The sequence below is a fragment of the Microbacterium sp. LjRoot205 genome, assembly GCF_056175745.1.
Map to the genome: position 1 here is coordinate 837,542 of NZ_JBGFFH010000001.1, position 22,131 is coordinate 859,672.

23 protein-coding genes and 3 tRNA genes are annotated in these 22,131 nt (G+C 67.0%); 9 read left to right on the plus strand and 17 right to left on the minus strand.

Going from position 1 to position 22,131, the window contains the following annotated elements; all coding sequences use genetic code 11:
• Positions 1-2: 2 nt before the first annotated feature.
• The 3 genes from AC04ME_RS04055 to AC04ME_RS04065 all read right to left on the minus strand — a co-directional run bounded on the left by AC04ME_RS04055 (position 3) and on the right by AC04ME_RS04065 (position 3,894).
• Positions 3-1,118 (minus strand): Gfo/Idh/MocA family protein, encoded by a 1,116-nt coding sequence (locus AC04ME_RS04055; protein WP_042536937.1) that lies wholly within the window; start codon positions 1,116-1,118, stop codon positions 3-5.
• On the minus strand, positions 1,115-2,263 hold the full coding sequence (locus AC04ME_RS04060) for a DUF1972 domain-containing protein (protein ID WP_042536939.1): 1,149 nt from the start codon (positions 2,261-2,263) through the stop codon (positions 1,115-1,117). The genes AC04ME_RS04055 and AC04ME_RS04060 overlap by 4 nt, the downstream gene beginning before the upstream one ends.
• A 98-nt stretch (positions 2,264-2,361) precedes the next feature.
• Entirely contained in the window at positions 2,362-3,894 is a 1,533-nt protein-coding gene (locus tag AC04ME_RS04065; protein ID WP_042536941.1) for a sugar transferase, read from the minus strand.
• Between the two features lie 351 nt (positions 3,895-4,245).
• Between AC04ME_RS04065 and AC04ME_RS04070 the strand changes: the two genes are divergently transcribed.
• From AC04ME_RS04070 to AC04ME_RS04100, 7 genes are all read left to right on the plus strand, one after another.
• Positions 4,246-5,376 (plus strand): low temperature requirement protein A, encoded by a 1,131-nt coding sequence (locus AC04ME_RS04070; protein ID WP_079113896.1) that lies wholly within the window; start codon positions 4,246-4,248, stop codon positions 5,374-5,376.
• A gap of 89 nt (positions 5,377-5,465) precedes the next feature.
• Positions 5,466-6,449 carry an intradiol ring-cleavage dioxygenase gene (locus AC04ME_RS04075; RefSeq protein ID WP_475433685.1) on the plus strand — a complete coding sequence of 328 codons (984 nt, stop codon included), beginning with the start codon at positions 5,466-5,468 and terminating at the stop codon, positions 6,447-6,449.
• A gap of 38 nt (positions 6,450-6,487) precedes the next feature.
• Complete coding sequence (tatA, locus tag AC04ME_RS04080) at positions 6,488-6,730, plus strand: twin-arginine translocase TatA/TatE family subunit (RefSeq protein ID WP_367822498.1); 243 nt, start codon at positions 6,488-6,490, stop codon at positions 6,728-6,730.
• Positions 6,731-6,733: 3 nt separating this feature from the next.
• Positions 6,734-7,540 (plus strand): twin-arginine translocase subunit TatC, encoded by an 807-nt coding sequence (gene tatC, locus AC04ME_RS04085; protein WP_475433686.1) that lies wholly within the window; start codon positions 6,734-6,736, stop codon positions 7,538-7,540.
• Between the two features lie 2 nt (positions 7,541-7,542).
• Entirely contained in the window at positions 7,543-7,980 is a 438-nt protein-coding gene (locus tag AC04ME_RS04090) for a Sec-independent protein translocase subunit TatA/TatB (RefSeq protein WP_475433687.1), read from the plus strand.
• Positions 7,981-8,172: 192 nt separating this feature from the next.
• Entirely contained in the window at positions 8,173-8,457 is a 285-nt protein-coding gene (locus AC04ME_RS04095) for a hypothetical protein (RefSeq protein ID WP_311879854.1), read from the plus strand.
• A gap of 147 nt (positions 8,458-8,604) precedes the next feature.
• On the plus strand, positions 8,605-9,723 hold the full coding sequence (locus AC04ME_RS04100) for a fatty acid desaturase family protein (protein WP_042537176.1): 1,119 nt from the start codon (positions 8,605-8,607) through the stop codon (positions 9,721-9,723).
• Positions 9,724-9,794: 71 nt separating this feature from the next.
• Here AC04ME_RS04100 and AC04ME_RS04105 read toward each other — a convergent pair whose 3' ends face one another.
• The 6 genes from AC04ME_RS04105 to AC04ME_RS04130 all read right to left on the minus strand — a co-directional run bounded on the left by AC04ME_RS04105 (position 9,795) and on the right by AC04ME_RS04130 (position 15,729).
• Positions 9,795-10,418: a response regulator gene (locus AC04ME_RS04105; protein WP_309693734.1), complete on the minus strand. Its 624-nt coding sequence runs from the start codon at positions 10,416-10,418 to the stop codon at positions 9,795-9,797.
• Positions 10,415-11,653, minus strand: coding sequence for a sensor histidine kinase (locus tag AC04ME_RS04110; protein WP_475433688.1), 1,239 nt, complete (start codon positions 11,651-11,653; stop codon positions 10,415-10,417). Before AC04ME_RS04110 ends, AC04ME_RS04105 begins: the two co-directional genes overlap by 4 nt.
• A gap of 106 nt (positions 11,654-11,759) precedes the next feature.
• Positions 11,760-12,593, minus strand: a complete 834-nt coding sequence (locus AC04ME_RS04115; protein WP_309693743.1) for an ABC transporter permease — start codon at positions 12,591-12,593, stop codon at positions 11,760-11,762.
• Positions 12,590-13,495, minus strand: a complete 906-nt coding sequence (locus AC04ME_RS04120; RefSeq protein ID WP_475433689.1) for an ABC transporter ATP-binding protein — start codon at positions 13,493-13,495, stop codon at positions 12,590-12,592. The genes AC04ME_RS04115 and AC04ME_RS04120 overlap by 4 nt, the downstream gene beginning before the upstream one ends.
• A 146-nt stretch (positions 13,496-13,641) precedes the next feature.
• Positions 13,642-15,057, minus strand: a complete 1,416-nt coding sequence (locus AC04ME_RS04125; RefSeq protein ID WP_309693748.1) for a coiled-coil domain-containing protein — start codon at positions 15,055-15,057, stop codon at positions 13,642-13,644.
• Between the two features lie 168 nt (positions 15,058-15,225).
• A complete protein-coding gene (locus AC04ME_RS04130; protein ID WP_475433690.1) occupies positions 15,226-15,729 on the minus strand; it encodes a hypothetical protein in 504 nt (167 codons plus the stop codon).
• A gap of 71 nt (positions 15,730-15,800) precedes the next feature.
• Between AC04ME_RS04130 and AC04ME_RS04135 the strand changes: the two genes are divergently transcribed.
• Positions 15,801-16,535, plus strand: a complete 735-nt coding sequence (locus AC04ME_RS04135) for a DUF2071 domain-containing protein (protein ID WP_475123413.1) — start codon at positions 15,801-15,803, stop codon at positions 16,533-16,535.
• On the opposite strand, the gene AC04ME_RS04140 is transcribed toward AC04ME_RS04135, so the two are convergent.
• The 6 genes from AC04ME_RS04140 to AC04ME_RS04165 all read right to left on the minus strand — a co-directional run bounded on the left by AC04ME_RS04140 (position 16,516) and on the right by AC04ME_RS04165 (position 19,228).
• Positions 16,516-17,436 (minus strand): AEC family transporter, encoded by a 921-nt coding sequence (locus tag AC04ME_RS04140; RefSeq protein WP_042536962.1) that lies wholly within the window; start codon positions 17,434-17,436, stop codon positions 16,516-16,518. The genes AC04ME_RS04135 and AC04ME_RS04140 overlap by 20 nt on opposite strands.
• Positions 17,437-17,749: 313 nt before the next feature.
• Positions 17,750-18,373, minus strand: coding sequence for a GntR family transcriptional regulator (locus tag AC04ME_RS04145; RefSeq protein ID WP_056375555.1), 624 nt, complete (start codon positions 18,371-18,373; stop codon positions 17,750-17,752).
• Positions 18,374-18,478: 105 nt separating this feature from the next.
• A complete protein-coding gene (locus tag AC04ME_RS04150) occupies positions 18,479-18,787 on the minus strand; it encodes a hypothetical protein (protein ID WP_311879846.1) in 309 nt (102 codons plus the stop codon).
• A gap of 121 nt (positions 18,788-18,908) precedes the next feature.
• Positions 18,909-18,981 (minus strand) — tRNA-Phe (locus AC04ME_RS04155).
• Positions 18,982-19,052: 71 nt separating this feature from the next.
• A tRNA-Asp gene (locus tag AC04ME_RS04160) sits at positions 19,053-19,126 on the minus strand.
• Positions 19,127-19,155: 29 nt separating this feature from the next.
• A tRNA-Glu gene (locus AC04ME_RS04165) sits at positions 19,156-19,228 on the minus strand.
• Positions 19,229-19,439: 211 nt separating this feature from the next.
• Here AC04ME_RS04165 and AC04ME_RS04170 point away from each other — a divergent pair.
• Positions 19,440-20,807, plus strand: a complete 1,368-nt coding sequence (locus AC04ME_RS04170) for a peptidoglycan DD-metalloendopeptidase family protein (protein WP_042536966.1) — start codon at positions 19,440-19,442, stop codon at positions 20,805-20,807.
• A 73-nt stretch (positions 20,808-20,880) separates the two neighbouring features.
• Here the strand turns inward: AC04ME_RS04170 and AC04ME_RS04175 are convergent, their stop codons facing one another.
• Both AC04ME_RS04175 and AC04ME_RS04180 read right to left on the minus strand, forming a co-directional pair.
• Positions 20,881-21,372 (minus strand): inorganic diphosphatase, encoded by a 492-nt coding sequence (locus AC04ME_RS04175; RefSeq protein WP_042536967.1) that lies wholly within the window; start codon positions 21,370-21,372, stop codon positions 20,881-20,883.
• A gap of 43 nt (positions 21,373-21,415) precedes the next feature.
• Positions 21,416-22,075: a TMEM175 family protein gene (locus tag AC04ME_RS04180; RefSeq protein WP_475433691.1), complete on the minus strand. Its 660-nt coding sequence runs from the start codon at positions 22,073-22,075 to the stop codon at positions 21,416-21,418.
• Between the last annotated feature and the right edge of the window lie 56 nt (positions 22,076-22,131).

Genomic DNA, 22,131 nt, shown 5'->3' on the forward strand with positions numbered 1-22,131 from the left:
GGTCATTTCCCTCCGCGCAGTGCGGTCAGTGCTGCCGCGATGCGCCCCTTCGGTGCCGTGTTCACTGCAAGATCGGACGCGGCGTCGGCGGTGAGCCGTGAACCGTCGCGCAGAGCATCTTCGCTGATCATCGAGATCACCCTGTCGGTGACCGCCGCTGAGGCGAAGTCGTTGAGCCCGGCGGACGCGCCCGCCTGAGCGCGCTGCACGAACGAGTCGAGCTGAGCGCTGTACTCCTCGCCCCGAAGATAGAACCAGGGCGCTTCCGTCAGGTCGGTCGTGTACCGCACGTTCCAGCCGACGCGATATCCGTCGGGGATGGTCGCGGTGTCGCGCAGGTAGACGTGAATCTCCTGCCGGTCGGCGTAGATCCGCCCGTTCGTTCCCCAGAGGGTGATCTTGGTCGTCATCTTGCGCTGCGACTCGTCGGACCAGTTCGAGATGATCTGCGCCGTGCCGTTCGGGTAGTGCAGCGTGCTCGCGACCGCATCGTCGATCTGCGCCGAGAAGATGCTCGTCAACTGGCTTCCGCTCACCGAGTCCGGCGTGCCGAGATACCAGGTGAGGAGGTTCAGCGGATGGGCCGCGTAATCGTAGAGGCAGCCGCCCCCGGTCGCGCGCTCGCTGCGCCAGGTGCGCCCGGCGGGCTTCAGCACGACGGGGCCGTACGCCTCGGCGAGGGCCGTGTTGACGGTGCCGATGGCGTCGAGGTCGAGCAGGCGCTTGACCTCGCTGAAAGCACCGACGAAGCGGTTGTGATAACCGACCTGCGTGACGAGTCCCTTCTGCTCGGCGAGCGCGGTGAGCTCGATGCTGTCGGCCGGATCGATCACGAGCGGCTTCTCGCAGAAGACGTGGATGCCGCGCTCGAGTGCGTTCCGGATCATCCCGGCGTGCAGATGCGTCGGCGTCGCGATGATGATGGCCTGCGGGCGGGCCTCGTCGAGCATCTTGTCGAGGTCCTTGTAGGGCTTGACCCCGGTGTACTTGGCCAGGATGTCGAGCAGATACCCGGTGGCGTCGCACACCCCCACCAGATTCACGTCGGGGTGGGCCTTGATCATCGAAAGATGAGACAGCCCCATCTTCCCGAGTCCGACCACTGCGACATCGATCATGCGTTTACCCCTGTCTGCTGCTGTACGTGCCCGCGACGCGCGAGCGCGGTGCGAAGAGCGTGTTCATACTCGGAGCCGATCTTGGTCCACGTGAACTCAGCGTGGAAACGGTCACGGCTGGCGGCACCCATGCGCCGCCTTCTGCTGTCATCGGAGAGCACATCGTCGAGCAGGCCGGCGAGATCGTCGGTTCCGGTGAAGTAGGCGTTGTCGGGTCCGGCGACCCAGGTGTTGTAGGGATTGTCATGGGCGATCACGGCGTTGCCCGCGGCCATCGCCTCGACCAGTGACGGGTTGGTGCCGCCCACCGTGTGCCCGTGCAGGTAGAGAGCGGAGTGGAAGCGGAGCGACTGCAGACGCTCGGGTTCGAAGATCGCCCCCGGGAACAGGACCTCATCGGAGGCTGCGGCGCGCACGGCGAGATGGTATGGATCATCATCTCCGTAGGGACCCACGACCACGAGCGGCATGCCGCGTTTCGCGGACGACCACGCCTTCACGATCTCGAGCACCGAGTTCTCGGGGATCGGGCGGCAGACGATCGTCGCGTACTGATCGGGGACGAGGCCAAGCGCCTCGACGGGGCCCGTCGGCGCCTCGGTGACCTCGTGCGCGCCGTAGGTGATCGTCTGCACCCGCTTCTTCCCGAAGTGCCGACGCAGGTACGTCGCGATCACCGGGTGGTCTGCGATCAGCACGTCTCCCACGAGGCCGGCCAGGCGTTCGTTGGCGAGCAGGATCCCCTGTTTCACGACCCCCCACCGCTTGCGGGTCCACTCCATGCCGTCCATGTTGATGACATTGGGGATCCGGCGAAGCCGGGGGATCACGTCGAACACGCCGGTGTTGTAGCCGAAGGTGAGCCAGACATCGCCATCCGAGTGCGCTCGCATCGCGTGACGGATGGAGGTCAGGTCGAACGCCGAGGTCCCCTTCCAGCCCTCGCGGGGCTCGTGGATCAGAACGCGCTGCAGGCCGTTCCATTCATCCACCGTCGTCGGCCCCTCCCCGGGGATCTGACAGTAGACGATGACGTTCCACCCCTGCTCGCGCAGGTACAGGCCGACGTTCTCGGCGGCCGTCTCGAAGCCGCCGTAGGCGGCGGGAACGCCATGGGTGCCAAGTATCCGGACGGTTGATGGCACGGTGATTTTCCCCTCATGTCGGGTGCTTCCGCACCCACTTCACTGCGTCACGGTTCTGCATCCGCCTCCCCGGCGGACCGAACCACAGTGTTCTGTGACTAGTATGCCCCGCTGGGCCGCACCATGACCTTGGCAGTGCGCCACATGATCTGCAGGTCGTTCATGACCGACCAGTTCTCGACGTAGCGCAGGTCGAGACGAACGCTCTCGTCCCACGAGAGGTCGCTGCGGCCGGAGACCTGCCACAGACCCGTGATGCCCGGCTTGATGTAGAGACGACGGAACACGGTGCCGTCGTAGGCGGTGACCTCGGAAGGAAGCGGCGGGCGCGGACCCACGACGCTCATGTCTCCGATGAGGACGTTCCAGAACTGCGGCAGCTCGTCGAGCGACAGCTTGCGCAGGATCCGGCCGACTCGGGTGACACGCGGGTCGTCCTTCATCTTGAACAGCAGGCCGGCGCCCTCGTTCTGCTCTTTGAGCGTCGCGAGCTGCTGCTCGGCATCGGTCTTCATCGAGCGGAACTTCATGATCTGGAAGGTGCGGCCATCTCGGCCGACGCGCTCCTGAGAGAAGAACAGGGGCCCCGGCGAGTCGAGCTTCACGAGCAGGGCGAGGATCGGCGTGATCAGTGCGATCGGGATGAGCGCGACGGATGCGACGGCGATGTCGAGTGCACGCTTGAGCACGTGCTGACCGCCCTCGTACGAGGGGATCTGCACCTGGATGAGCGGAAGCCCCTCGACCGGTGCGAAGGAGATGCGCGGACCGGCGACGTCGGTGAGGCGGCTGGAGAGCACGAGTTCTGCTGCGGTGCCCTCGAGCTGCCAGCTGAGGTGCTTCACGAAATCGGGCTCGCCGTCGGGACGGCTCGCGACGATGATCGTGTCCGCGCCCAGCTCGGCGGCCACGGTCGAGACCGAGTTGACGTTGCCGAGCACCGGGAACTGTGCGCCGCGGGCTTCGACGTCGCGTGCGTTGCCGTCGAGCAGCGTCGCGCCGACGACCTGATACCCGGAGGCGCCGATCGGGTGCAGGGTGCGGATGACGTACTCGACGTCGTCGCGGTTGCCGACGACGAGCGTGCGCGAGGCGAAACGCCCTCGCGCACGCTGCGCCGTCAGCCAGTGCCGCCACGCCCAGCGGGTGACGAGCAGCGTGAGAACACCGAGCGGCAGGCCGACGAGCAGCACGAGCTGCGTCGTCTGCCAACCGAGCACGACGCTGAGCATGGCGATGATCCCGAACGCCAGCCCGCTGGCGTGTGCCACACCGCGGTACTCGGTGGCGCTGGCGCGGAACAGCGCTGCGTCACGGGTGTGCAGCGCGCCGAGCATCAGATACCAGAGCGTGCCCAGCAGAGTGCCGGTTCGCAGGGCCTCTTCCCCTGCGACACCGGTCATCACCTGGACCGCTGCTGTGATTCCGACTGCGAACAGGATGACCCCGGCATCCGTGATCCGCAGTCGCATCCGATACCGCCGCTCCCACTGACGGCGTCGCTCCAGCGTTGCGGACACGCGAGGTGTGACCACCGTGCGCGTGACCGACTTGGCGGCTCGCGGAGCAGCGACCGGCGTGAAGACCGTACCCGTGCGGGTGATGCTCAGAGCATCCTCGACGGAAGTCATGCCGAGGCCCCTTGAGCCGTGAATGTACGCAAAATTCCCCAGTGCGCCATAGTTTTCCCCAGATATTCCCCAGACCACGGACCCCACGTCCATGGCATCGTCTGCGTCCCGACCCCTCGGGTCCTGCTGCATCCGTGATCCCAAATCACGAGTTGCGGTCACCGTCCCACACGGTGGTGCTGGCAGCAGGCACTGCAGACTTCGTTCACTCTAGCGGAACCGGACGTTCAGCGGAAGGTAATTCACGCGAGTGGATCAACCTTTATTCCAGTACATGCGCTCCGGGGCGAGCGGCGCCGATATTCTGACCGCGTGACGACCACCTCAGCGACCCGATTCCATCTCAGCCGCATGCTGCCCAGGGATCCGGCGCAACCCCATCGCACCGCAAGCACGCTCGAGCTGTTCTTCGATCTCGTCTTCGTCGTCGCGGTGAGCATCGCCTCGGCCCAGCTGCACCATGCGCTGAGCCACGGCGACTTCGTCCACGGCATCACCTCCTATGCGCTGGTGTTCTTCGCGGTGTGGTGGGCGTGGATGAACTTCACGTGGTTCGCCACATCATTCGACACCGACGACTGGCTCTACCGCGTCACGACGATCGTGCAGATGGGCGGAGTCCTCGTGCTGGCGGCCGGGATCCCCGCGGCGTTCGAGCGCGGTGACTTCACGCTGCCGGTGATCGGCTACATCGTGATGCGTCTCGCGATGATCGGGCAATGGCTGCGCGCGTCTCGTGGTGCGGGAGAGCTGAAGGCCGCGACCCGTCGGTACGCGTTCGGCATCGCCGGTGTGCAGGCGCTGTGGGTGCTGTTCCTCTTCATCCCGTCGGGGCCTTTCCAGATCGTGGCCTTCGTCGTCTTCGCGCTCGTCGAGATCAGCGTGCCGGTGTTCGCCGAGCACCGCAGGCAGACGCCCTGGCATCCGCATCACATCACGGAGCGCTACGGTCTCTTCACGCTCATCGTGCTCGGCGAGAGCCTCCTCGCCTCCGCCAACGCGATCATCGATGCGAGGAACGAGCTCGACTCCTTCGTGCCGCTCATCTCGATCTCCGTGCTGACCCTGGTGGTGACCGCCTCGCTGTGGTGGATCTACTTCTGGCCGCCGCATCACAAGGCGATCACGACGTTCGGGCGATCGCTCCGTTACGGGTACTCGCACTATTTCGTCTTCGCCGCGGCCGCCGCGTTCTCGGCCGGAATCGAGGTCGAGCTCGACGTCCTGACCGGCGAGAGTCATCTCCCGCACGCCGTCGGTTCTCTCACGGTGGCCATCCCCATCGCGCTGTTCCTGCTCGGCATCTGGTGGATCGCGATCCGCGAGCACGCCGACAGTGTCGTGAACACGGTCATCCCGCTCGGTGCGGCGGTGGTGCTGCTCGACCCGATCCTGCCGATCCCGGTGGCGATCACGGCCGCCGTCCTCGTCGTGATCGTCGTCGTGCTCGTCCTGCACCCGCCCGTCCGCCGGGAGTCATAGTCTTCGCATAGACGAGACATAGCTCGCTGATCGGGCCCTCCGTGACCATGGGTACATCGACACCCATCCACACCGAGAGGAGCACGATCATGAGCCGCATCCCCGAACCCGTCCAGACCCCTGAGGGCCCGACCTACGAGGGGCGACTGCTCGACCGCGCCGACGAGGAGGTCGTCGATCAGGGCGCCGCCTTCGACATCCGCACGCTGGTGACCCGCCGCGGCGTGCTCGGACTCGCCGGGCTCGGGGTGGGTGCGCTGGTCCTCGCCGCATGCGCGCCGTCGCAGAGCAGCACGTCGAGCACGAGCGACTCGACGGCGACGACCGACACGGGTGGCTCGTCCGGATCGACGGCCACGACAGCGACGGGCGAGATCCCGGATGAGACCGCAGGGCCATACCCCGGCGACGGCTCGAACGGGCCGGATGTCCTCGAGGAGTCCGGCATCGTGCGTCAGGACATCACGACCTCGATCGACGGGTCGGCGACCGCAGACGGCATGCCCCTGACCTTCGAGCTGCAGGTCGTGGATCTCGCGAACGGCAGCGTCCCGTTCGAGGGAGTCGCGGTCTACGCGTGGCACTGCACGGCCGAGGGCGAGTACTCGATGTACTCCTCGGGCCTCGAGGACGTCACCTACCTCCGCGGAGTGCAGGTCGCGGATGCCGACGGCAAGGTCTCGTTCACGTCGATCTTCCCCGGATGCTACTCGGGCCGCTGGCCGCACATCCACTTCGAGGTCTATCCGGATGTCAACTCGATCACGGACTCGGCCAACGCCATCGCCACCTCCCAACTGGCGCTGCCGGAAGACGTCTGCGCCACCGTCTACGCCGACTCGCGGTACCCGGGGTCCTCGCAGAACCTCGCGCAGACGAGCCTCTCCTCCGACAACGTCTTCGGCGACGACTCCGGGGCCCTTCAACTGGCCACGGTCACCGGTGACGCCGGCAGCGGGTACTCCGCGTCGCTCGTGGTGGGCGTCGACACGACCACGACGCCGAGCGCGGGCTCCGCCCCGTCGGGCGGCGAGGGCGGCCCAGGCGGCGGTGGTGAGCCGCCGTCCGACTGATCACGAACCACGCACCTCATACGAGAAAGAAGGAAGACATGCTTCAGAACCTCACAGGGTGGCACGCCCTGATCATCCTCGCGATCGTCGTCCTCATCTTCGGCGCCGCGAAGCTCCCCGCCCTCGCCAGGAGCGTCGGCCAGTCCATGCGCATCCTCAAGTCGGAGGTCGCAGAGACCTCGAGTGACGCGCGGGCGGATCCGGCATCGGGCGTCGGTGACCCTGCGGATGCTCGCGATTCCGCCGACGTCGTCAGGCCTGCCCTGCGGGCCGCGGAGTAGAACGTGTCCGCGCTCGTCGCTGACGCCGTCGAGGCGAGCACGTCGTCCGCTCCGACCGGGATGCCGCTGTCGTCGCACCTGCGGGAGGCGCGCACGCGCTCGTACCGCGCGGCGGCAGCGCTCCTGGTCGGGGTGGCCGCCGGATATGTCCTGTCAGACCAGATCCTCGAGGTGGTGCGGGCACCCATCACTGCGCTCGCCGCGTCGCGCGATGCGAGCCTGAACTACGACAGCATCACCGGGGCGTTCGACCTCAAGCTCAAGATCGCACTCTTCGCGGGTGTGGCTCTGTCGAGTCCCGTGTGGATGTACGAGCTCTTCGCGTTCCTCGCCCCGGGCCTCACCACGAAGGAGAAGAGGTACACGTTCGGGTTCCTCGGAGCATCCGTCCCCCTGTTCGCCGGCGGCTGCCTGACGGGTCTCCTCCTGTTCCCTCACATGGTCGAACTGCTGGCGAGCTTCGCCTCGGCCGAGGACAGCACCCTGCTGCAGGCGTCGTACTACGTCGACTTCATCCTCAAGATCGTGCTCGCCACGGGCATCGCCTTCGTGCTTCCGGTGTTCCTCGTGATGCTCAATCTGCTGGGCGTCGTCTCGTCCGGCGCGATCGCGAGGAGCTGGCGCATCGTCGTCGTCGCCATCGTCCTGTTCAGCGCGGTCGTGACCCCGGCGGCCGATGTGCTGTCGATGTTCCTGATCGCCGTTCCCATGACCGCGCTGTTCCTGGTGGCGTTGCTCATCGCCTGGCTGCATGACCGCAGAGCGCGCCGCAGCGCGGCTGCGATGACCGCCGGCGCGACGGAGGGATGACGATGTTCGGACTCACGATCGAGAAGCTGTTCCTCGTCGCGCTGATCGCGGCGGTGATCATCGGTCCTCGACGGCTGCCCGAGTACGCGCGCCGTCTCGGGGCACTCGTCCGCCGTGTCACCCTGCTCGCAGGCGACGCGGCGCGGCGAGCCGAGCAGGAGTCCGGTGTGGCGAGCATCCGCCAGGACTGGACGGCGTTGGATCCTCGGCAGTACGACCCTCGGCGAATCATCCGCGACGCGTGGGCGGCGGGGGAGAGCGCGGAGCCGAGGGAGCAGGTGCCGATCGTCACGGAGAACACTGTCACGGAGAACGCTGTGACGGAGGACTCGGCGTCGGCGGATGCGGCCGATGACGCACGGCCCGAGCCCGAGGGGGCCTGGATCATGGCGGGGTCGTCGGGCCACCCGCGGCGTGTGTGGGTCCCGGCCGAAAGCTGAATCGAGCGTCGGCGACGCCGACCTGCTAGACTGATGGAGCACCGTGTGTTCTGGCCCTATCTAGGCCGTCCACGGAGCCACTGATCAGGGCCATTACGGACCACGTGCATCGATGCGCGCGGCATCCGCCCTTGATCTCACATCTTGCGGGTCGCGATATCGCGTGCCCGTCACACAGCAATGAGTATGACCATGAGCATGACCACTTTTCCTCCTTCTGACCCGTTGACCTGGAAACAGGCCGACGCAGACGTGCACGTCGCGACCCGATCAGGCGAATTCGCCGGTTTCATCGAGTTCGACGGCACCACACACCTCGCCCGTGATCAGCGCGGGACCGAGCTCGGCGCCTTCGATTCTCTCGACGACGCGCGCGAGGCACTCGAGGGCGCGTGCGCCCCGAAACGCCGCGCACGCACCTTCTCGTTCGCGCTCCCACGCGCGCTGAGAAGACGCCCTCGGCGAGCCCGCGCCTGACCGTTTCATTCACAGGACCTGTGAATCGTCAAGGGGTGCCGATGTATTCCCCACGGCGCATGTGCGGGGGGTTAGGTTGAGTTAAGCGTTGGGCGATCTGCCTTGGGCTTATCACAGCTCAAGGGCTCCAATCGACGGGAGAGCAACATCTCCATTTCACAGGTCGAAAAGACCGCGGCCACGCTCGGACCGGTACGCCAGACGTATTCCGGAAACGCAGACATCCCCCCGATGACGCACGCTTACAAGCAGGTGTCGCAGGTCGTCCGGGAGACGGGGCTTCTCCGGCGCGCCGGATGGTTCTACATCTTCGTCGCCGCCGGCCTCGCCGTCGCCCTCGGAGGACTCATCACCGGCTTCATCCTGCTCGGCGACAGCTGGTTCCAGCTGCTGATCGCCGCTGGCCTCGGCCTCGTCCTCACCCAGGTGGCGTTCCTCGCCCATGAGGCGGCGCACCGCCAGATCCTCACCTCGGGCCCGGCGAACTTCCGCCTCGCTCGCATCCTGGCCGCCGGCGTCGTCGGCATCAGCTACTCGTGGTGGGACTCCAAGCACACCAAGCACCACGGAAACCCGAACCAGGTCGGAAAGGACCCCGACATCGAGGTCGACACGATCTCGTTCCTCGAGACGGATGCGGCGCAGTCGCGCGGCATCGTCCGCCTGATCACGCGCAAGCAGGGATGGCTGTTCTTCCCGCTGCTGACGCTCGAGGGGCTCAACCTCCACTATCTCGGCGTCAAGCACCTGGTGACCAGCAAGAAGGCCAAGGGCCGTTGGATCGAGCTGGGGCTGATCGCCCTCCGGTTCGCGATCGTTCTGATCCCGGTCTTCCTGATGCTCCCGCTCGGCATGGCATTCGCCTTCATGGGCGTGCAGCTCGCCGTCTTCGGCGTCTACATGGGGGCGTCGTTCGCCCCGAACCACAAGGGCATGCCGATCATCGACCCGAACGCCCGCCTCGACTTCTTCTCGAAGCAGGTGCGCACCTCGCGCAACATCCGCGGCGGATGGTGGGCCACCTGGCTCATGGGCGGTCTCAACTATCAGGTGGAGCACCACCTGTTCCCGAACATGCCGCGTCCGCACCTCTCGAAGGCCCGCGAGATCGTCCGCGACTACTGCGTCTCGAACGACGTGCCCTACACCGAGACGAGCCTTCTGCGCTCGTACGCGATCGTCATCGAGTACCTCAACCGGGTCGGCCTCGCCGCCGGTGCTGATCCCTTCGACTGCCCCGCAGCCACGCAGTTCGTCCGCGCGTAGACAGTCCGCATCGCTGATTCGAACGGCCCTCATCCCTCGGGATGGGGGCCGTTCGCGTTCTCCGTCGTCGTCTAGATCAGGCCGAGTTCGAGCGCCCGCGTCACGGCACGCGTGCGGTCGGAGACCTCGAGCTTCTCGAAGACGTGGATCAGGTGAGTCTTCACCGTGGCCTCGCCGATGAACAGCTCTCGAGCGATCTCCGGGTTGCTGCGACCCGCCGCGACGAGGCGGAGCACTTCGCGTTCCCGCGGGCTCAGCTGAGGTCTGCCCGGTCGGTCGCCCCGCATGCGCGTGACGAGCGTGGCGGCGATCGTCGGGGCGAGGACCGTATGGCCGTCAGCGACGGCGCGGATCCCCGCGACGATCTCCTCCTGCGGGGCGGCCTTGAGGAGGTAACCGCTCGCCCCCGCCTCGATCGCACCGAGGATGTCGTCGTCGGTCTCGTACGTCGTCAGCACGAGAACGCGCACCTCGGGCAGCTCTGCAGCGATGCGCGACGTCGCCTCGATGCCGGAGGTCCCGGGCATCCGGAGATCCATCAGCACGACATCCGGGCGCAGACGAGCGGCCAGGTCGACCGCCTCCGCGCCGTTCGCCGCCTGCCCGACGACTTCGAGCCCCGGATCAAGGGCGATGAGTCCCACGATGCCGGACCGCACGATCGGATGGTCGTCGGCGACGATGACCCGGATCATGGCGTCGTCTCCTTCTCGGCCTCGGCCTCGGTCTCGGCCTCGGTCGTGGACTCGGCCACGGTCGCGGCCTCGGCGTGCAGCGGGATGCGCACGGTCAGGTCTGTGCCGGCCTGCGTTCCGTCTGCGACGGTCAACGTGCCGCCGACGAGGGAGACCCGCTCCCGCATCCCCGCAAGACCGAATCCGCGGTCATCGTCGATCGAGACTCCTCCGAGTCCGCGGCCGTCATCGCGGATGCGGAGCTCCGCGGAATCGGTGATCGCGAGGGTGACCCGAGTGGATGCGGCGCCGGAGTGCTTGCGCACGTTCACGAGGCCCTCTTGCGCGCAACGCAGCAGGACGACCTGCACGTCTCGCGCCAGCACAGCATCCGATGCCGACACATCCACGCGCATGCCGGTCTCCCTCGCGAAGCGGGCGCCGAGGCGGCGGAGCGCGTCTCCGAGCGAGCCGGCGGACGGCGCGGGCGAGGTCACGGCCACGAGAGCCCTGGCTTCGACGAGCGCCTCTCGTGCTGCGCTCTCGATCAGCTCGATCGCCGCGGGCGAGCCGTCGAGGCGCGCGCGCTCTGCGAGCATGACGATGCTCGCGAGGCTCTGGGCGATCGTGTCATGGACGTCGCGAGCGAGACGAGCGCGCTCCTCGATCGCGCCGGCTTCGCGGCTCGCCGTCTCGAGGCCCGCCTGTGCGTCGGTCAGATCCGCCAGGAGATTCTGGCGCTCGACGCCCCACTCGGCGATGCGCGTGATCCAGAGGCCGAGAGCGAGGCTGAACGCGGTCGACAGACCGGACGAGAGGAAACCGGTGCTGAGCGCATCGGCGGTGAAGTCGCCCCAGTAGCCGTAGGCGAGACCGAGCACGACGCCGTTGCCCACCGTGACCAGCACGGCCTGCAGGGTCGATCGTGACGTCATCCAGATGAGCGGCAGCACCAGGGTCTGCAGCAGCAGCATGTTCGGCTCGATCGCCACGCCCACCGCGAGAAGCGAGATCATCGCGACCTGCAGCAGTGCCGAGACAGCGGGCGCAGGATCCTCGACGCCCTCATGAATCCCGACATAGGCGCGGGCGCCGAACGCGTATACGAGGAAGACCCCGACGGTGATGGCGACGAGCACCCAGCGTGACCCGGGGAAGTTCTGCGGGAGGGTGAGGGAGAGGCCGGCCACCGCGAGCAGCAGCGCGGTCGCGGCGATGTCCCACCCCAGGCGCTCTCGGCGGATCACGCGGCTCATGCGCACCACTCTTCCACTGTTCGGCACGGCCCGACGCACAGCCCGACGCACGGCCCGACGCCGCGACGACGTCGAACCGTGTGCCGGGGCGACAGCGATGTCGGTGTCATCCGCTCTGTCGGATCCAGCGGAAGGTCGCGCGGCTGAGGATGAAGCCTGCGATGAGCCAGATCGCCAGCATGATCGCGACGAGACCGAGGTTCCATTCGCCTCCCGGTTCTGCGACTCTGAACGAGTCGGGCAGGATCGCCGCGCGCATCCCCTGAGCGATCCACTTGAGCGGGAACACGGCGGCGACGTTCTGCAGCCACTCGGGCAGGGCTGAGAAGGCGATGTAGACGCCCGAGATGAACTGCAGCAGCAGCACGACCGGGATCACCACGGCCGACGCGGTCTTGCCCGAACGGGGGAGCGCCGACAGAGCGATGCCGAGCAGCGTGCACGAGAGCAGACCGAGCACGAACACCCAGGCGAACAGGCCCCACGACTCTGCATCCGCGGGCAGCTGCACCTTGTAGAGCACGACCGCGACGGTGAGGAGCAGCGCCATCTGCAGGATCGCGGTCACGAACACCTCGCCGATCTTGCCGATGAAATACGTCGCGGGCGAGATCGGGGTGCTTCCGAGGCGCTTCAGCGTGCCGTCGCTCTTCTCGACTGCGATCTCGATCGACAGGCCCTGCACTCCCGAGAGGAAGATGCCGCCCGCGATGAGTCCGGGGAGGTAGTACGTAGCCATGCTCACCTTGTCAGCGCCCTCGCCGACGTCGCCGGTGAAGATGGTCGCGAAGATCAGATACATCACGGTGGGGAACAGGAACGTGAAGAAGACCTGATCTCCCGCACGGAAGTACTGTCGCAGCTCGAAGCCGATGCGACGCACGCCGAGTCGGATCGTGCGGGGGAGGCCGAAGCGCGTCGGTGCGGTCATGGTGCTCATGCCGGCTCCTTCAGGTCGGTGAGGCTGTCGTCTGCCGTGGGGTCCGCGGCGGATGCGGCATCGTGCTCTCGGATCAGGCCGAGGTAGATGTCCTCGAGGGTCGGGCGGACGACCTCCAGGGCGTCGGGTTCGCCGATCGTCGTCTGCAGCCCCGAGACGAACGCTCCAGGAGTCGGGGTGCGCTGCTCATGACGCGTGCCCGTCGCATCCCGCCAGCGCACCAGCGGTGTGCGTGCGTCCGGGCCGCCGATCTCGTCGATCGGCCCGATCGCGGCGATCCGCCCCCCTGTGATGACCGCGGCGCGGTCGCCGAGCTGAGCCGCTTCGTCGAGGTAATGGGTGGTCAGCAGGATGGTGGTTCCCTCCGCCTTGAGCGAGCGGATGAGATCCCAGAACTGGCGGCGCGCCTCTGGATCGAAACCCGTGGTCGGTTCGTCGAGGAATAGCATCTCGGGTCGACCGATGATCCCCAGTGCGACGTCGAGGCGGCGCTGCTGTCCGCCGGAGAGCTTCCCTGCGCGGGAGCGCTGCTTCTGCTCGAGGCCCACCGCGGCGATCACCTCGTCGATGTCGCGAGGGTGGGGGTAGTACCCGGCGAACTCGGTGAGCAGCTCACGGACGGTGAAGTTGCCCGCTTCGCCGGTGGATTGCAGCACGATGCCCAGGCGTGCCTTCCAGTCCAGCCCGCCGCGCTGCGGGTCGACGCCCAGCACACGCACCTCGCCGGACGTGCGGTGTCGATATCCCTCGAGGATCTCGATGGTCGTCGACTTTCCTGCACCGTTCGGGCCGAGCAGCGCGAACGTCTCGCCCCGGCCGATGTCGAAGCTGATGCCGTCGACGGCGGCGAACCCGCCATAGTCCTTGCGGAGGTCCCGCACCTCGATCACGCTGTCTGTCATGTTCCCAGCGTGCCCGCGGAAGAGCGCGAGCGGTAGCCGTGAAGCGACGGACTCGGGCATCCACCGATCGGTTGATGCCCGCTGAGGACGGAACAGGGGCGTGAGCGGAATGTCCGCTCACGCCCCTGTTCGTCAGGAGATCGAGGTCAGCGTGAGGCCTTCTCATCGGTCTCGACGACCTCGATGGTGATCTTTCCGTCGATGGTCTCGGCGTCGTCATCGAGGAGCTCATCGTCGAGGGCCTCGTCCCCGCGGAACTCCTCGACGGGCTCGACAATGTCGTCCTGGTCGTCTTCGAGGATCTCGGCATCGAGGGTGTCGACGTCGAGCACGTCGTCGTCAGCGTCGGCCGCCGGGGCGACGGCGTCCTCCTTCTGCTGGTCGCTGAAGATCCCCTCCGGGCGGATCAGCTCGCGCACCTCGGCCATGAAGCTGGCGAGCTGCTGCTGCTGCCAGCGCAGCTGGCGCGCCTGGTCTTCGGCATCCCGCAGCACTGCGGAGGTGTGACTCGTCACAGAGTCGACGATCTTCTGCGACTTCACACGCGCACGGTCGAGCGTGTCGCGGGCGCGCACCTGGGCATCCGCTTCGATGGTCTGCGCCTGCGAGCGCATCAGCCGCTCGTAGTCGTCGGCCTTCGCGGAGATGCGCTGTGCATGATCGAGCGACGCGGCGACCTGCTCGTTGGCATCGTTCGTGATGCGCTCGGCGTGGGCGACGGCCTGGTTGTGCAGCACGAGGAACTCCTGCTGGGCGTCGTCCTGGCGTCGGGTGAGCGTCTCCTCGAACTCGAGCACGCGCGCGTTCATCTCGCGCACCTCGCGCTCGGCCTCGGCACGCAGCTGGGTCGTCTCGCGAGTGACGAGCGAGCGAAGCGCCGCAGCGCCCTTCTCGGCCTCGGTGCGGATCGCCGTGGCTTCCTGCGTCGCCTGGTGCACCCGCTCGGCGGCGTGCGCGGCCTCGCGCTCGAGAGTCGCCTGGTGCGCGGTGTACTCGGTGTCGATCTTCAGGCGCACCTGGTCGGCATCGTGCTGAGCGTGGGCGATGATGCGGGTGACATCGGCATCCGCCTCGGCACGCTGCGTGGTGACCTCTTCGCGAGCTGCGGCCATCAGGCGGTCCGCCTGCACCGCGGCGTTCTGGATGAGCACGTTCGCCTGCTCTTCGGCGACACGGAGGATGGCCTCGAACTGCTCGCGCGACGGCGCCTCCTGGCCGTCCGCCCGCGGGGTGTCGACGAGCTCGTTGGTCAGGGTGGCGACCTGCTGCTCGGTCTCCGCGGCCTTCGCCTTGGTGGCGAGAAGCTCGGCCTCGAGTTCTTCGCGGGCGATGCGCTCTTCTTCACGGAGCGCCTCGACGGCGTCTTCGTGGCGCGCCTCGGTGGCGGCGAGGTCTGCCTTCGCCTGCTGCAGCTGATTGCGCAGCGCGCTCAGAGCCGAGTCGACCTCGGCCTTGTCGTAGCCGCGGAACGACGCTGTGAAGCCGGACTGCTCACGGGGCGTCTCTTCAATCAGCTTGTCGAAGAAGTCGGGAGTCCGGTCGTTATTGGGGGATTCACTCATTGGTCGGCCTTTCCGGCGCAGGTCACAGAGGGACTGAGGGCTGTGATGAGAAATGGTGCCGTCGCGAGGCCGGCTGTGGTGGGGCCGGTGCGTCATCAGCAATACCACAGCCTAGTTGCGGCGGCTGTGAGATGCACCCGGTGTTCCGGTACGCGACGTGCGGTCGGTCTAGACCGGCATCCATGTTCCCGTCGCCTCGTCGCGCCGGTGCTGGGTCGGCCGTCCCGGGGAGACATCGATGCCCCTCGCGTGCGCGGCCGCGGAGACGCCGGAGCGCAGGTCTGCCCAGAACTCCGAGGTGTTCGGCACGCCCAGGTGCTCGCGGACCCTCTCGACCTCCAGCCGGGTTCCGCGCTCATCGTCGACGAGCCGCACGATCGCGTCGTCGGGCTCGATGAATCGGATGCCGTAGCCCCCGCCCCCGAGCCGGGTGAACTTGCGCGGCTGCTGCAGCACGACACCGTCGACGACCTCGCGTGCTGTGGCTTCCGGCGCATGCAGCACCAGGGTCGTGTCCAGTTCGTCGAGGATCCCGGTGAGGCGGGTCGTCGCGTAGCGCCGCCCTTCTCTTCCTCCCGCCGCGTCGGTCGAGCGGCGCACCCAGCGGGGGAGGAAGATCGCCAGCACGAGGATCGCGGCGATCACCGCGACGTAGATGAGCGCGTTGTCCACGCATACAACCTACGGGAGGCGGATACGCCGACACCCTTGGAGTAATTTAGCTACAGTGCTAGATTCACAATATGAGGATCATTCGCGACGTACGGGCGCAGCTGCGCCGGCGACTTCTGATCAGCTACCGGGTGGACCCTGACGTCGCTGTCTCGCTGCTGCCTGCGGGGTTCCGCCCTCGAATCGTCGACGGCTCTGCGGTCGCCGGCGTGTGCGTGCTGGGTCTGGAATCGATCCGCCCGGGCTGGTCGAGCGGTCGATGGGGTCTCCGCTCCGAGAACGCCGCTCATCGGATCGCCGTCGAGTGGGACGGCCCCGACGGCGTCGAGCAGGGGGTCTTCATCTTCGAACGCCACAGTTCGGCATGGCATCCGGTGCTGTTCGGTGGACGACTGTTCCCCGGGGTGCATCGGAGGGCGCGATTCCGGATCGAGGAATCCGGCGATCGTTACGCGCTCGCGATGGAGGCGGCCGGGCACAGCCTCGACGCCGATGTCGAAGTGGGCGGCGAGTGGTCGAGTGCGCTGTTCGCGTCTGTCGACGAGGCCTCCGACTTCTACCGCTCCGGGCGCATCGGGTGGTCACTGGCGCGCGACCGACGCACCGTCGAACCGGTCGCGCTCACGTCCGATTCGTGGAAGGTCGAAGGTGCCCGTCTGCACCACCTTCGGTCGTCGTTCTTCGAGGCGCTTCCCGCCGGGGCTGCGGTCTTCGACAGCGTCGTCGTGATGCGCGATCTCCCGCTGACCCTCTCCGGCGTCGGCGGCCGGCGGGATGCTGCGGTGCTCACCCCAGCAGGAACATGATGAGGATCAGCACGGGCAGGCAGCCGAGCGTGGTGAGGAACACGGTGTCACGCGAGATGGTCTCGCCGATGTCGTATCGCTGCGAGTAGTTGAAGACGTTCTGGGCGGTCGGAAGCGCCGCGAGGATGACGACGATCAGCACCTCGGCCGAAGAGAGTCCGAAGACGAACTCCGCCACGACCCAGGCGATCAGAGGCATCGCGATGAGCTTGAGCGATGTGGCGACGATGATGTCTCGGCGGTGTCCGGGGGCTCCGAGGACGCGCTGGCCGTGCAGCGAGATGCCGTAGCTGATCAGCAGCACCGGCACGGCAGCATCGGCGATCAGCTGCGCGGGCTCCATGACGATGGGCGGAACAGTGATGCCCAGCACCGAGACGAGGGTTCCGAGGAGCGAGGCGATGATGATCGGGTTGGTCGCCGTGCGCACGAGGGTCTTGCGCAGCGAGACCCGGTCGCTCGTGACGGCATCGAGGATCGTCAGCGAGACCGGCGTGAAGACCAGCAGCTGCATGAGCACGACCGGCGCGGGGTAGGCGGCGCTGCCGAGCAGGTACAGAGACAGTGGGATGCCGATGTTGTTCGAGTTGACCTGCCCGGCCGACAGGGCGCCGATCAGCGTCTCTCCAACGGGGCGCTTCCACCAGAGTCGCGCCACCAGCGTGTAGATCGCGATGATCGCGACGGCCGCTATCGCCGAGACGGGGAGCAGCGAGGAGAAGAGCATCTTCGCATCGGCATGGGCGAGCACGGTGAAGAGCAGGAACGGCGACAGCACGAAGAAGATCAGGCGGCCGAGCACATGCCGGGCGTGCGGGCCGAGCAGATCGATCCGCCCGAGCAGGTACCCGAGGGCGATCGCCACCCCCACGACCGCGAATCCGGTGAACGTCTCGAGCATGGTTCGAGCGTATCCAGCCCGGACTCCCCCGTCGTCACCGGCGGCTCGGGCAGGGTGTCTCGGCATAGCAGTTCGAGCGTCTCGGCGTCAATGGTTGAGCCCCGATCAGCGTCAGTGCCCGTCTCGCCAATACGCTGGCAATACGACGAGCCGCAGTCTGCTGCTCTCCGTCGGTCGAACCAGACGTGCCCTCGAGTCTCTCGGTCTTGAGCGCCCACTGGGGGGTGGGTGCGCTTGCGGACCTTCTCATCGACTGATCCGGTCCCCCCGTTCGGGCGCGGGGGACCGGAACCAACTCCTCGGAGTGGATCCGCTACTTCAGGCGGAGCATCCTCTGCACGGCCTTGACGCCGGCGTTCGCGCTGCGAGCGCGCATCGCGGACTCGAGCTCCTCGAGAGACTCCCGCGTGTTCACTCGCGGCTCTCCGAGGTAGAGATCGCGGAACACGAGATACCAGAAGTCGCTCAGCATCAGTCGATAGAGATCGTTCAGCGCACGGTCGGTCAGGAATTCGAAGAGCTCGACATGGGCCTCGATCCAGCCCTTGCCGGACTCGACCGACTCGATCGCCTCGCCGATCAGCTCGCACGCGATGGCGAGGTCCGCCTCGGACAGCGCGAGTGCAGCCTCGCGGATGATCTCGCCGCCCTGAGACGCGGCGAACTCGCGGGTGATGCGTGAGCGTTCGTCGGTGATGTCGGTGACCATCGAATAGCGATTCGCGTGGACTTCCATCAGCCCGGCTCGCGCGAGTCGCTGCACTGCCTCTCGCACCGGGGTGCGGGTGACGCCGAGGTCGTCGGCGATCGCCTTGTCGCTCAGTTTCGCGCCCGGAGCATAAGTGCCGTCGGCGATCGACGTCGCCAGTCGACGGAAGAGCTCCTCAGCTCCGAGGTTCCGCTGCGCCCCAGGCACAACCGGCAGGTCAGGTCCCATATCGATATATTACTTCGCATACGTCGGGTGGGATATCGACCGCGAGAGACGACCTGCGTGTCTACTGTGCTGCAGCCGCACTCATGGACTGCATCCATGCGGTCGTCACTCTCGTGTGAACGAGGCCTCGCGGCTGACGCGCCGGTTGTGGAGGGTCAGCACGACGAGCGCTGCGACGGGACCGGCCAGAACCACCATGATCGTCCAGTGCCATCCCGCGGTGCTCACGAGCGCGGCGCCGAGCACGATGAGTCCGGCGCCCACGGCCCGCAGTGCGATCGAGCGCTCAGGCGTCGTCCGAGGCTTGCCGCCGAACGGAACTCGCGTGGTCGCGTTGGCTCGAAGAGTCATCCCGAGAGCGGTGTGGAAGATCGCGATCCCGACGACAGCGGCAGCGATTCCGAAGACGAACATGTCATCGACGGTATCAAGTGCGCTGTCCGGCGTTCAGATCGCCTCCGCCCGTGAAAAGCGGAAACCCCCGCCATGTAGAAGCTAGGCGAGGGTTCCTAAGGTGACTGTAATGATCACCCTGTGGCTCCGACGGGCGTCGATCCCGTGACCTCACGATTTTCAGTCGTGCGCTCTACCAACTGAGCTACAGAGCCGTGCGACGGGCTAGACCTGTCGCATCTAGACGAAAGGGCCCTTCTCGAAGAGAAAGGCCCGTCGCTTAGAGCGACCCTGACGGGACTTGAACCCGCGACCTCCGCCGTGACAGGGCGGCACGCTAACCAACTGCGCTACAGGGCCATACTTGTTTTCAATTATACCGGAAGGAGTGACCCCAACGGGATTCGAACCCGTGCTACCGCCGTGAAAGGGCGGCGTCCTAGGCCGCTAAACGATGGGGCCGAAGTCTGTCCCGGAGGACTTCCTTGCCGACGCTCAAGCATAAGGGAAGATCTGAGCAAAACGCGAATCGAGGGCGAGCCTGCTGTACCCCGGGCGTGTTCGGGAGGACGATGGACCCGTATCGCTGTGTCCTCTCGCGCTGTCCGCCTCCTGGTGCGGATGTGAAAGAAGTTGTTAGTGTGGCATTTGTGAAACCGGCGGAAGGGGCCGAGTGAACGACAAGGACTCGACGACGAATGCTGCTGCGGCGGCATCCGACGACTGCGGCTGCGCGCCGACGCCCGCGGAGAGCCGTGCGTTCTGGAAGGACCGCTCGGTCACCCGTCGCGGCGCCCTCACTCTCGGCGCGCTCAGCGTCGTCGCCCTCAGCGCCTTCGGCGTCTCCAACGGCGTGACCGCCGCGTACGCGGCGACGTATCCCAGCTGGGACGACGTCCAGAACGCGATGAACAACGAGGCCGCGAAGGCAGGCGAGGTCACGCGCATCGAGGGGCTCATCCAGTCGCTCAAGCAGCGGGTGGCAGACGCGCAGGCGAAGGCCGTCCTCGCCGGCGAGGAGTACAACGCCGCACAGCTGGCGTACTTCGACGCCATCGCCGTCGCAGATGAGCTCCAGTCGAAGGCCGACGAGCAGGCGCTCGTCGCCGACGACGCGACCAAGAAGGCCGCCCAGCTCGCCGCTCAGCTCTATCGCAACGGGGGCGATGACACCGCCCTCGAACTCTTCTTCGCCGGCTCGGCCGACAACGCCGACCAGCTGCTCTCTCGTCTCGGGACGATGGACAAGGTCTACCAGTACAACCAGACGGTGCACGACAACGCGGTCGCCGCACGCAACTCGGCCCAGGCGCTCACCGATCAGGCCGTCGTCGCCCGCACCGAGCGCGACCGTCTGCAGCAGATCGCCGAGCAGAAGATGATCGAGGCCCAGGCCGCAGCCGACGCCGCCCAGGCGGCGCTCGACGAGCAGTCGGCCAACCTCGCGACGATGCAGGCGCAGCTCGCCGCCCTGAAGGACGCCACGGCGACGACCGTGGCCGGCTACCAGGAGGGCGTGCGCGTCGCGGAGGAAGAACGCAAGCGTCGCGAAGCGGCCGAGGCCGCTGCTGCCGCCGCAGGCAATGGCGGCGGTGGCGGTGGCGGCGGAGGAGTCGGCGGGTCACCCGGATCGGGAGGCTGGGTCCGACCGCACGGCGGCCACCGCAGCGCGGGGTTCGGCCCTCGTCCCAAGCCCTGCGCGGCATGCTCCGGCTACCACTACGGCGTCGACCTCGCGAACGGCTGCGGAGCGGCGATCTACGCGGCGCAGTCCGGCACCGTCGACTACGCCGGCCCCCGGGGCAACTACGGCAACTACATCCGCATCCAGCACGGCGGCGGAGTCTCCTCCGGCTATGCGCACATCAGGGACGGTGGATTCGCGGTCCGCAGCGGCACCTGGGTGAACTCCGGTCAGGTCATCGCCTACGCCGGCAACACCGGAGCATCCGTCGGCTGCCACCTGCACTTCGAGGTCTACATCAACGGCGCGTACACCAACCCCATCACCTTCCTCGCGGATCGCGGCGTCTCGGTCTGAGTTCCGCGTCCACGACGAGGAAGACCCCCGACCGCTGTGCGGATCCGGGGGTCTTCCTCGTTGCAGCGAGGGGTCAGTGACCCTGCTCGCCGAAGCGGACGATCGCCTCGTCGAGGATGCGCTGCGCCTCTGCGGCGTCGCCCCACGCGTCGACCTTGACCCACTTGTTGGGCTCGAGGTCCTTATAGTGCTCGAAGAAGTGCTCGATCTCCTTCTTGGTGAACTCGGCGACGTCGCCGATGTCCTGGATGTGTGCCCAGCGGGGGTCCTTCGACAGCACGGCGACGAGCTTGTCGTCTCCGCCGGCCTCGTCGCTCATCTTGAGCACGGCGACGGGGCGCACCTCGACGACGACGCCGGGGTAGATCGCGTGGTCGAGAAGCACGAGCACGTCGAGCGGGTCGCCGTCCTCTCCGAGGGTGTTGTCGAAGTAGCCGTAGTCGGCGGGGTACCCGAAGGTCGTGTAGAGCACGCGGTCGAGGTGCACTCGTCCGGTCTCGTGGTCGACCTCGTACTTCACGCGGCTGCCGCGCGGGATCTCGATGACGGCGTCGTGTGCGCCCATGCGTGTGCTCCTCAGAAATGACGGTTGGATGCCGCGCACTAGCCTACCCGCGGCCGGTGGATGGCCTGGGCGCCTGCCGGGACGCCCGGCTCAGCAGCGTCGTCACGACCCCTGTCAGCAGCAGCACGAGGAGCCCGGCGTAGCCGAGCGACGGCACGAACACCGCGATCGCGAGGGCGATCAGGAACAGGATGATCGCGGCGAGGTCGCCGATCACGCCCGCTCGCAGAACCTCGACGGGCGTCGTCGTGAAGTCGGGATGACGCAGCAGATAGAGCCACCCCGCCAGGGTCGTGATCTGCGTGAGGATCAGCGTGCCGATGTAGACCACCGGCTGCAGAGAGTCGGTCTCCATCTGTCCGATCATCGCGGTCGGCACGGGCAGCCAGACGATCGTCGCCATCCAGGCGATGTTGATCCAGAGCAGCGGGCCCGTGACCCACTCGACGTCGCGGTACTGCCGATGGTGGCCCATCCAGAACGTCGCGATGAGGACGAAGCTCAGCCCGAAGCTCAGCAGCTGACCCGAATGCTCGACGAAGAACTCGGCCGTGCTGAGCGTGCCGGAGGCGGCCTCGGACACGGATTCCATGAGCGGAAGGATCAGCAGAGTCATCGCGATCGCGACGACGGCATCGACGAACGCCTTGAACCGCTCTGTCCTGAACCGCACTGCCCTGAAACGCACTGGGTGATCCGTCACGGCGCCAGGTTAGGACGCAGAGCCCGCAGAGCGCGAGACCTGCGCGGCGATCCATC

Bases quoted from the DNA above. Each gene is read 5' to 3' on its own strand.
- AC04ME_RS04090 (WP_475433687.1), top strand. From the start codon at position 7,543: ATGTTCGGACTCACGATCGAGAAGCTGTTCCTCGTCGCGCTGATCGCG.
- AC04ME_RS04105 (WP_309693734.1), bottom strand. From the start codon at position 10,418: ATGATCCGGGTCATCGTCGCCGACGACCATCCGATCGTGCGGTCCGGC.
- AC04ME_RS04065 (WP_042536941.1), bottom strand. From the start codon at position 3,894: ATGACTTCCGTCGAGGATGCTCTGAGCATCACCCGCACGGGTACGGTC.
- AC04ME_RS04075 (WP_475433685.1), top strand. From the start codon at position 5,466: ATGAGCCGCATCCCCGAACCCGTCCAGACCCCTGAGGGCCCGACCTAC.
- AC04ME_RS04140 (WP_042536962.1), bottom strand. From the start codon at position 17,436: ATGCTCGAGACGTTCACCGGATTCGCGGTCGTGGGGGTGGCGATCGCC.
- AC04ME_RS04125 (WP_309693748.1), bottom strand. From the start codon at position 15,057: ATGAGTGAATCCCCCAATAACGACCGGACTCCCGACTTCTTCGACAAG.
- AC04ME_RS04150 (WP_311879846.1), bottom strand. From the start codon at position 18,787: ATGTTCGTCTTCGGAATCGCTGCCGCTGTCGTCGGGATCGCGATCTTC.
- AC04ME_RS04145 (WP_056375555.1), bottom strand. From the start codon at position 18,373: ATGGGACCTGACCTGCCGGTTGTGCCTGGGGCGCAGCGGAACCTCGGA.
- AC04ME_RS04120 (WP_475433689.1), bottom strand. From the start codon at position 13,495: ATGACAGACAGCGTGATCGAGGTGCGGGACCTCCGCAAGGACTATGGC.
- tatA (WP_367822498.1), top strand. From the start codon at position 6,488: ATGCTTCAGAACCTCACAGGGTGGCACGCCCTGATCATCCTCGCGATC.
- AC04ME_RS04135 (WP_475123413.1), top strand. From the start codon at position 15,801: ATGAGGATCATTCGCGACGTACGGGCGCAGCTGCGCCGGCGACTTCTG.
- AC04ME_RS04110 (WP_475433688.1), bottom strand. From the start codon at position 11,653: ATGAGCCGCGTGATCCGCCGAGAGCGCCTGGGGTGGGACATCGCCGCG.
- AC04ME_RS04175 (WP_042536967.1), bottom strand. From the start codon at position 21,372: ATGGGCGCACACGACGCCGTCATCGAGATCCCGCGCGGCAGCCGCGTG.
- AC04ME_RS04070 (WP_079113896.1), top strand. From the start codon at position 4,246: ATGCTGCCCAGGGATCCGGCGCAACCCCATCGCACCGCAAGCACGCTC.
- AC04ME_RS04095 (WP_311879854.1), top strand. From the start codon at position 8,173: ATGAGCATGACCACTTTTCCTCCTTCTGACCCGTTGACCTGGAAACAG.
- AC04ME_RS04115 (WP_309693743.1), bottom strand. From the start codon at position 12,593: ATGAGCACCATGACCGCACCGACGCGCTTCGGCCTCCCCCGCACGATC.
- AC04ME_RS04055 (WP_042536937.1), bottom strand. From the start codon at position 1,118: ATGATCGATGTCGCAGTGGTCGGACTCGGGAAGATGGGGCTGTCTCAT.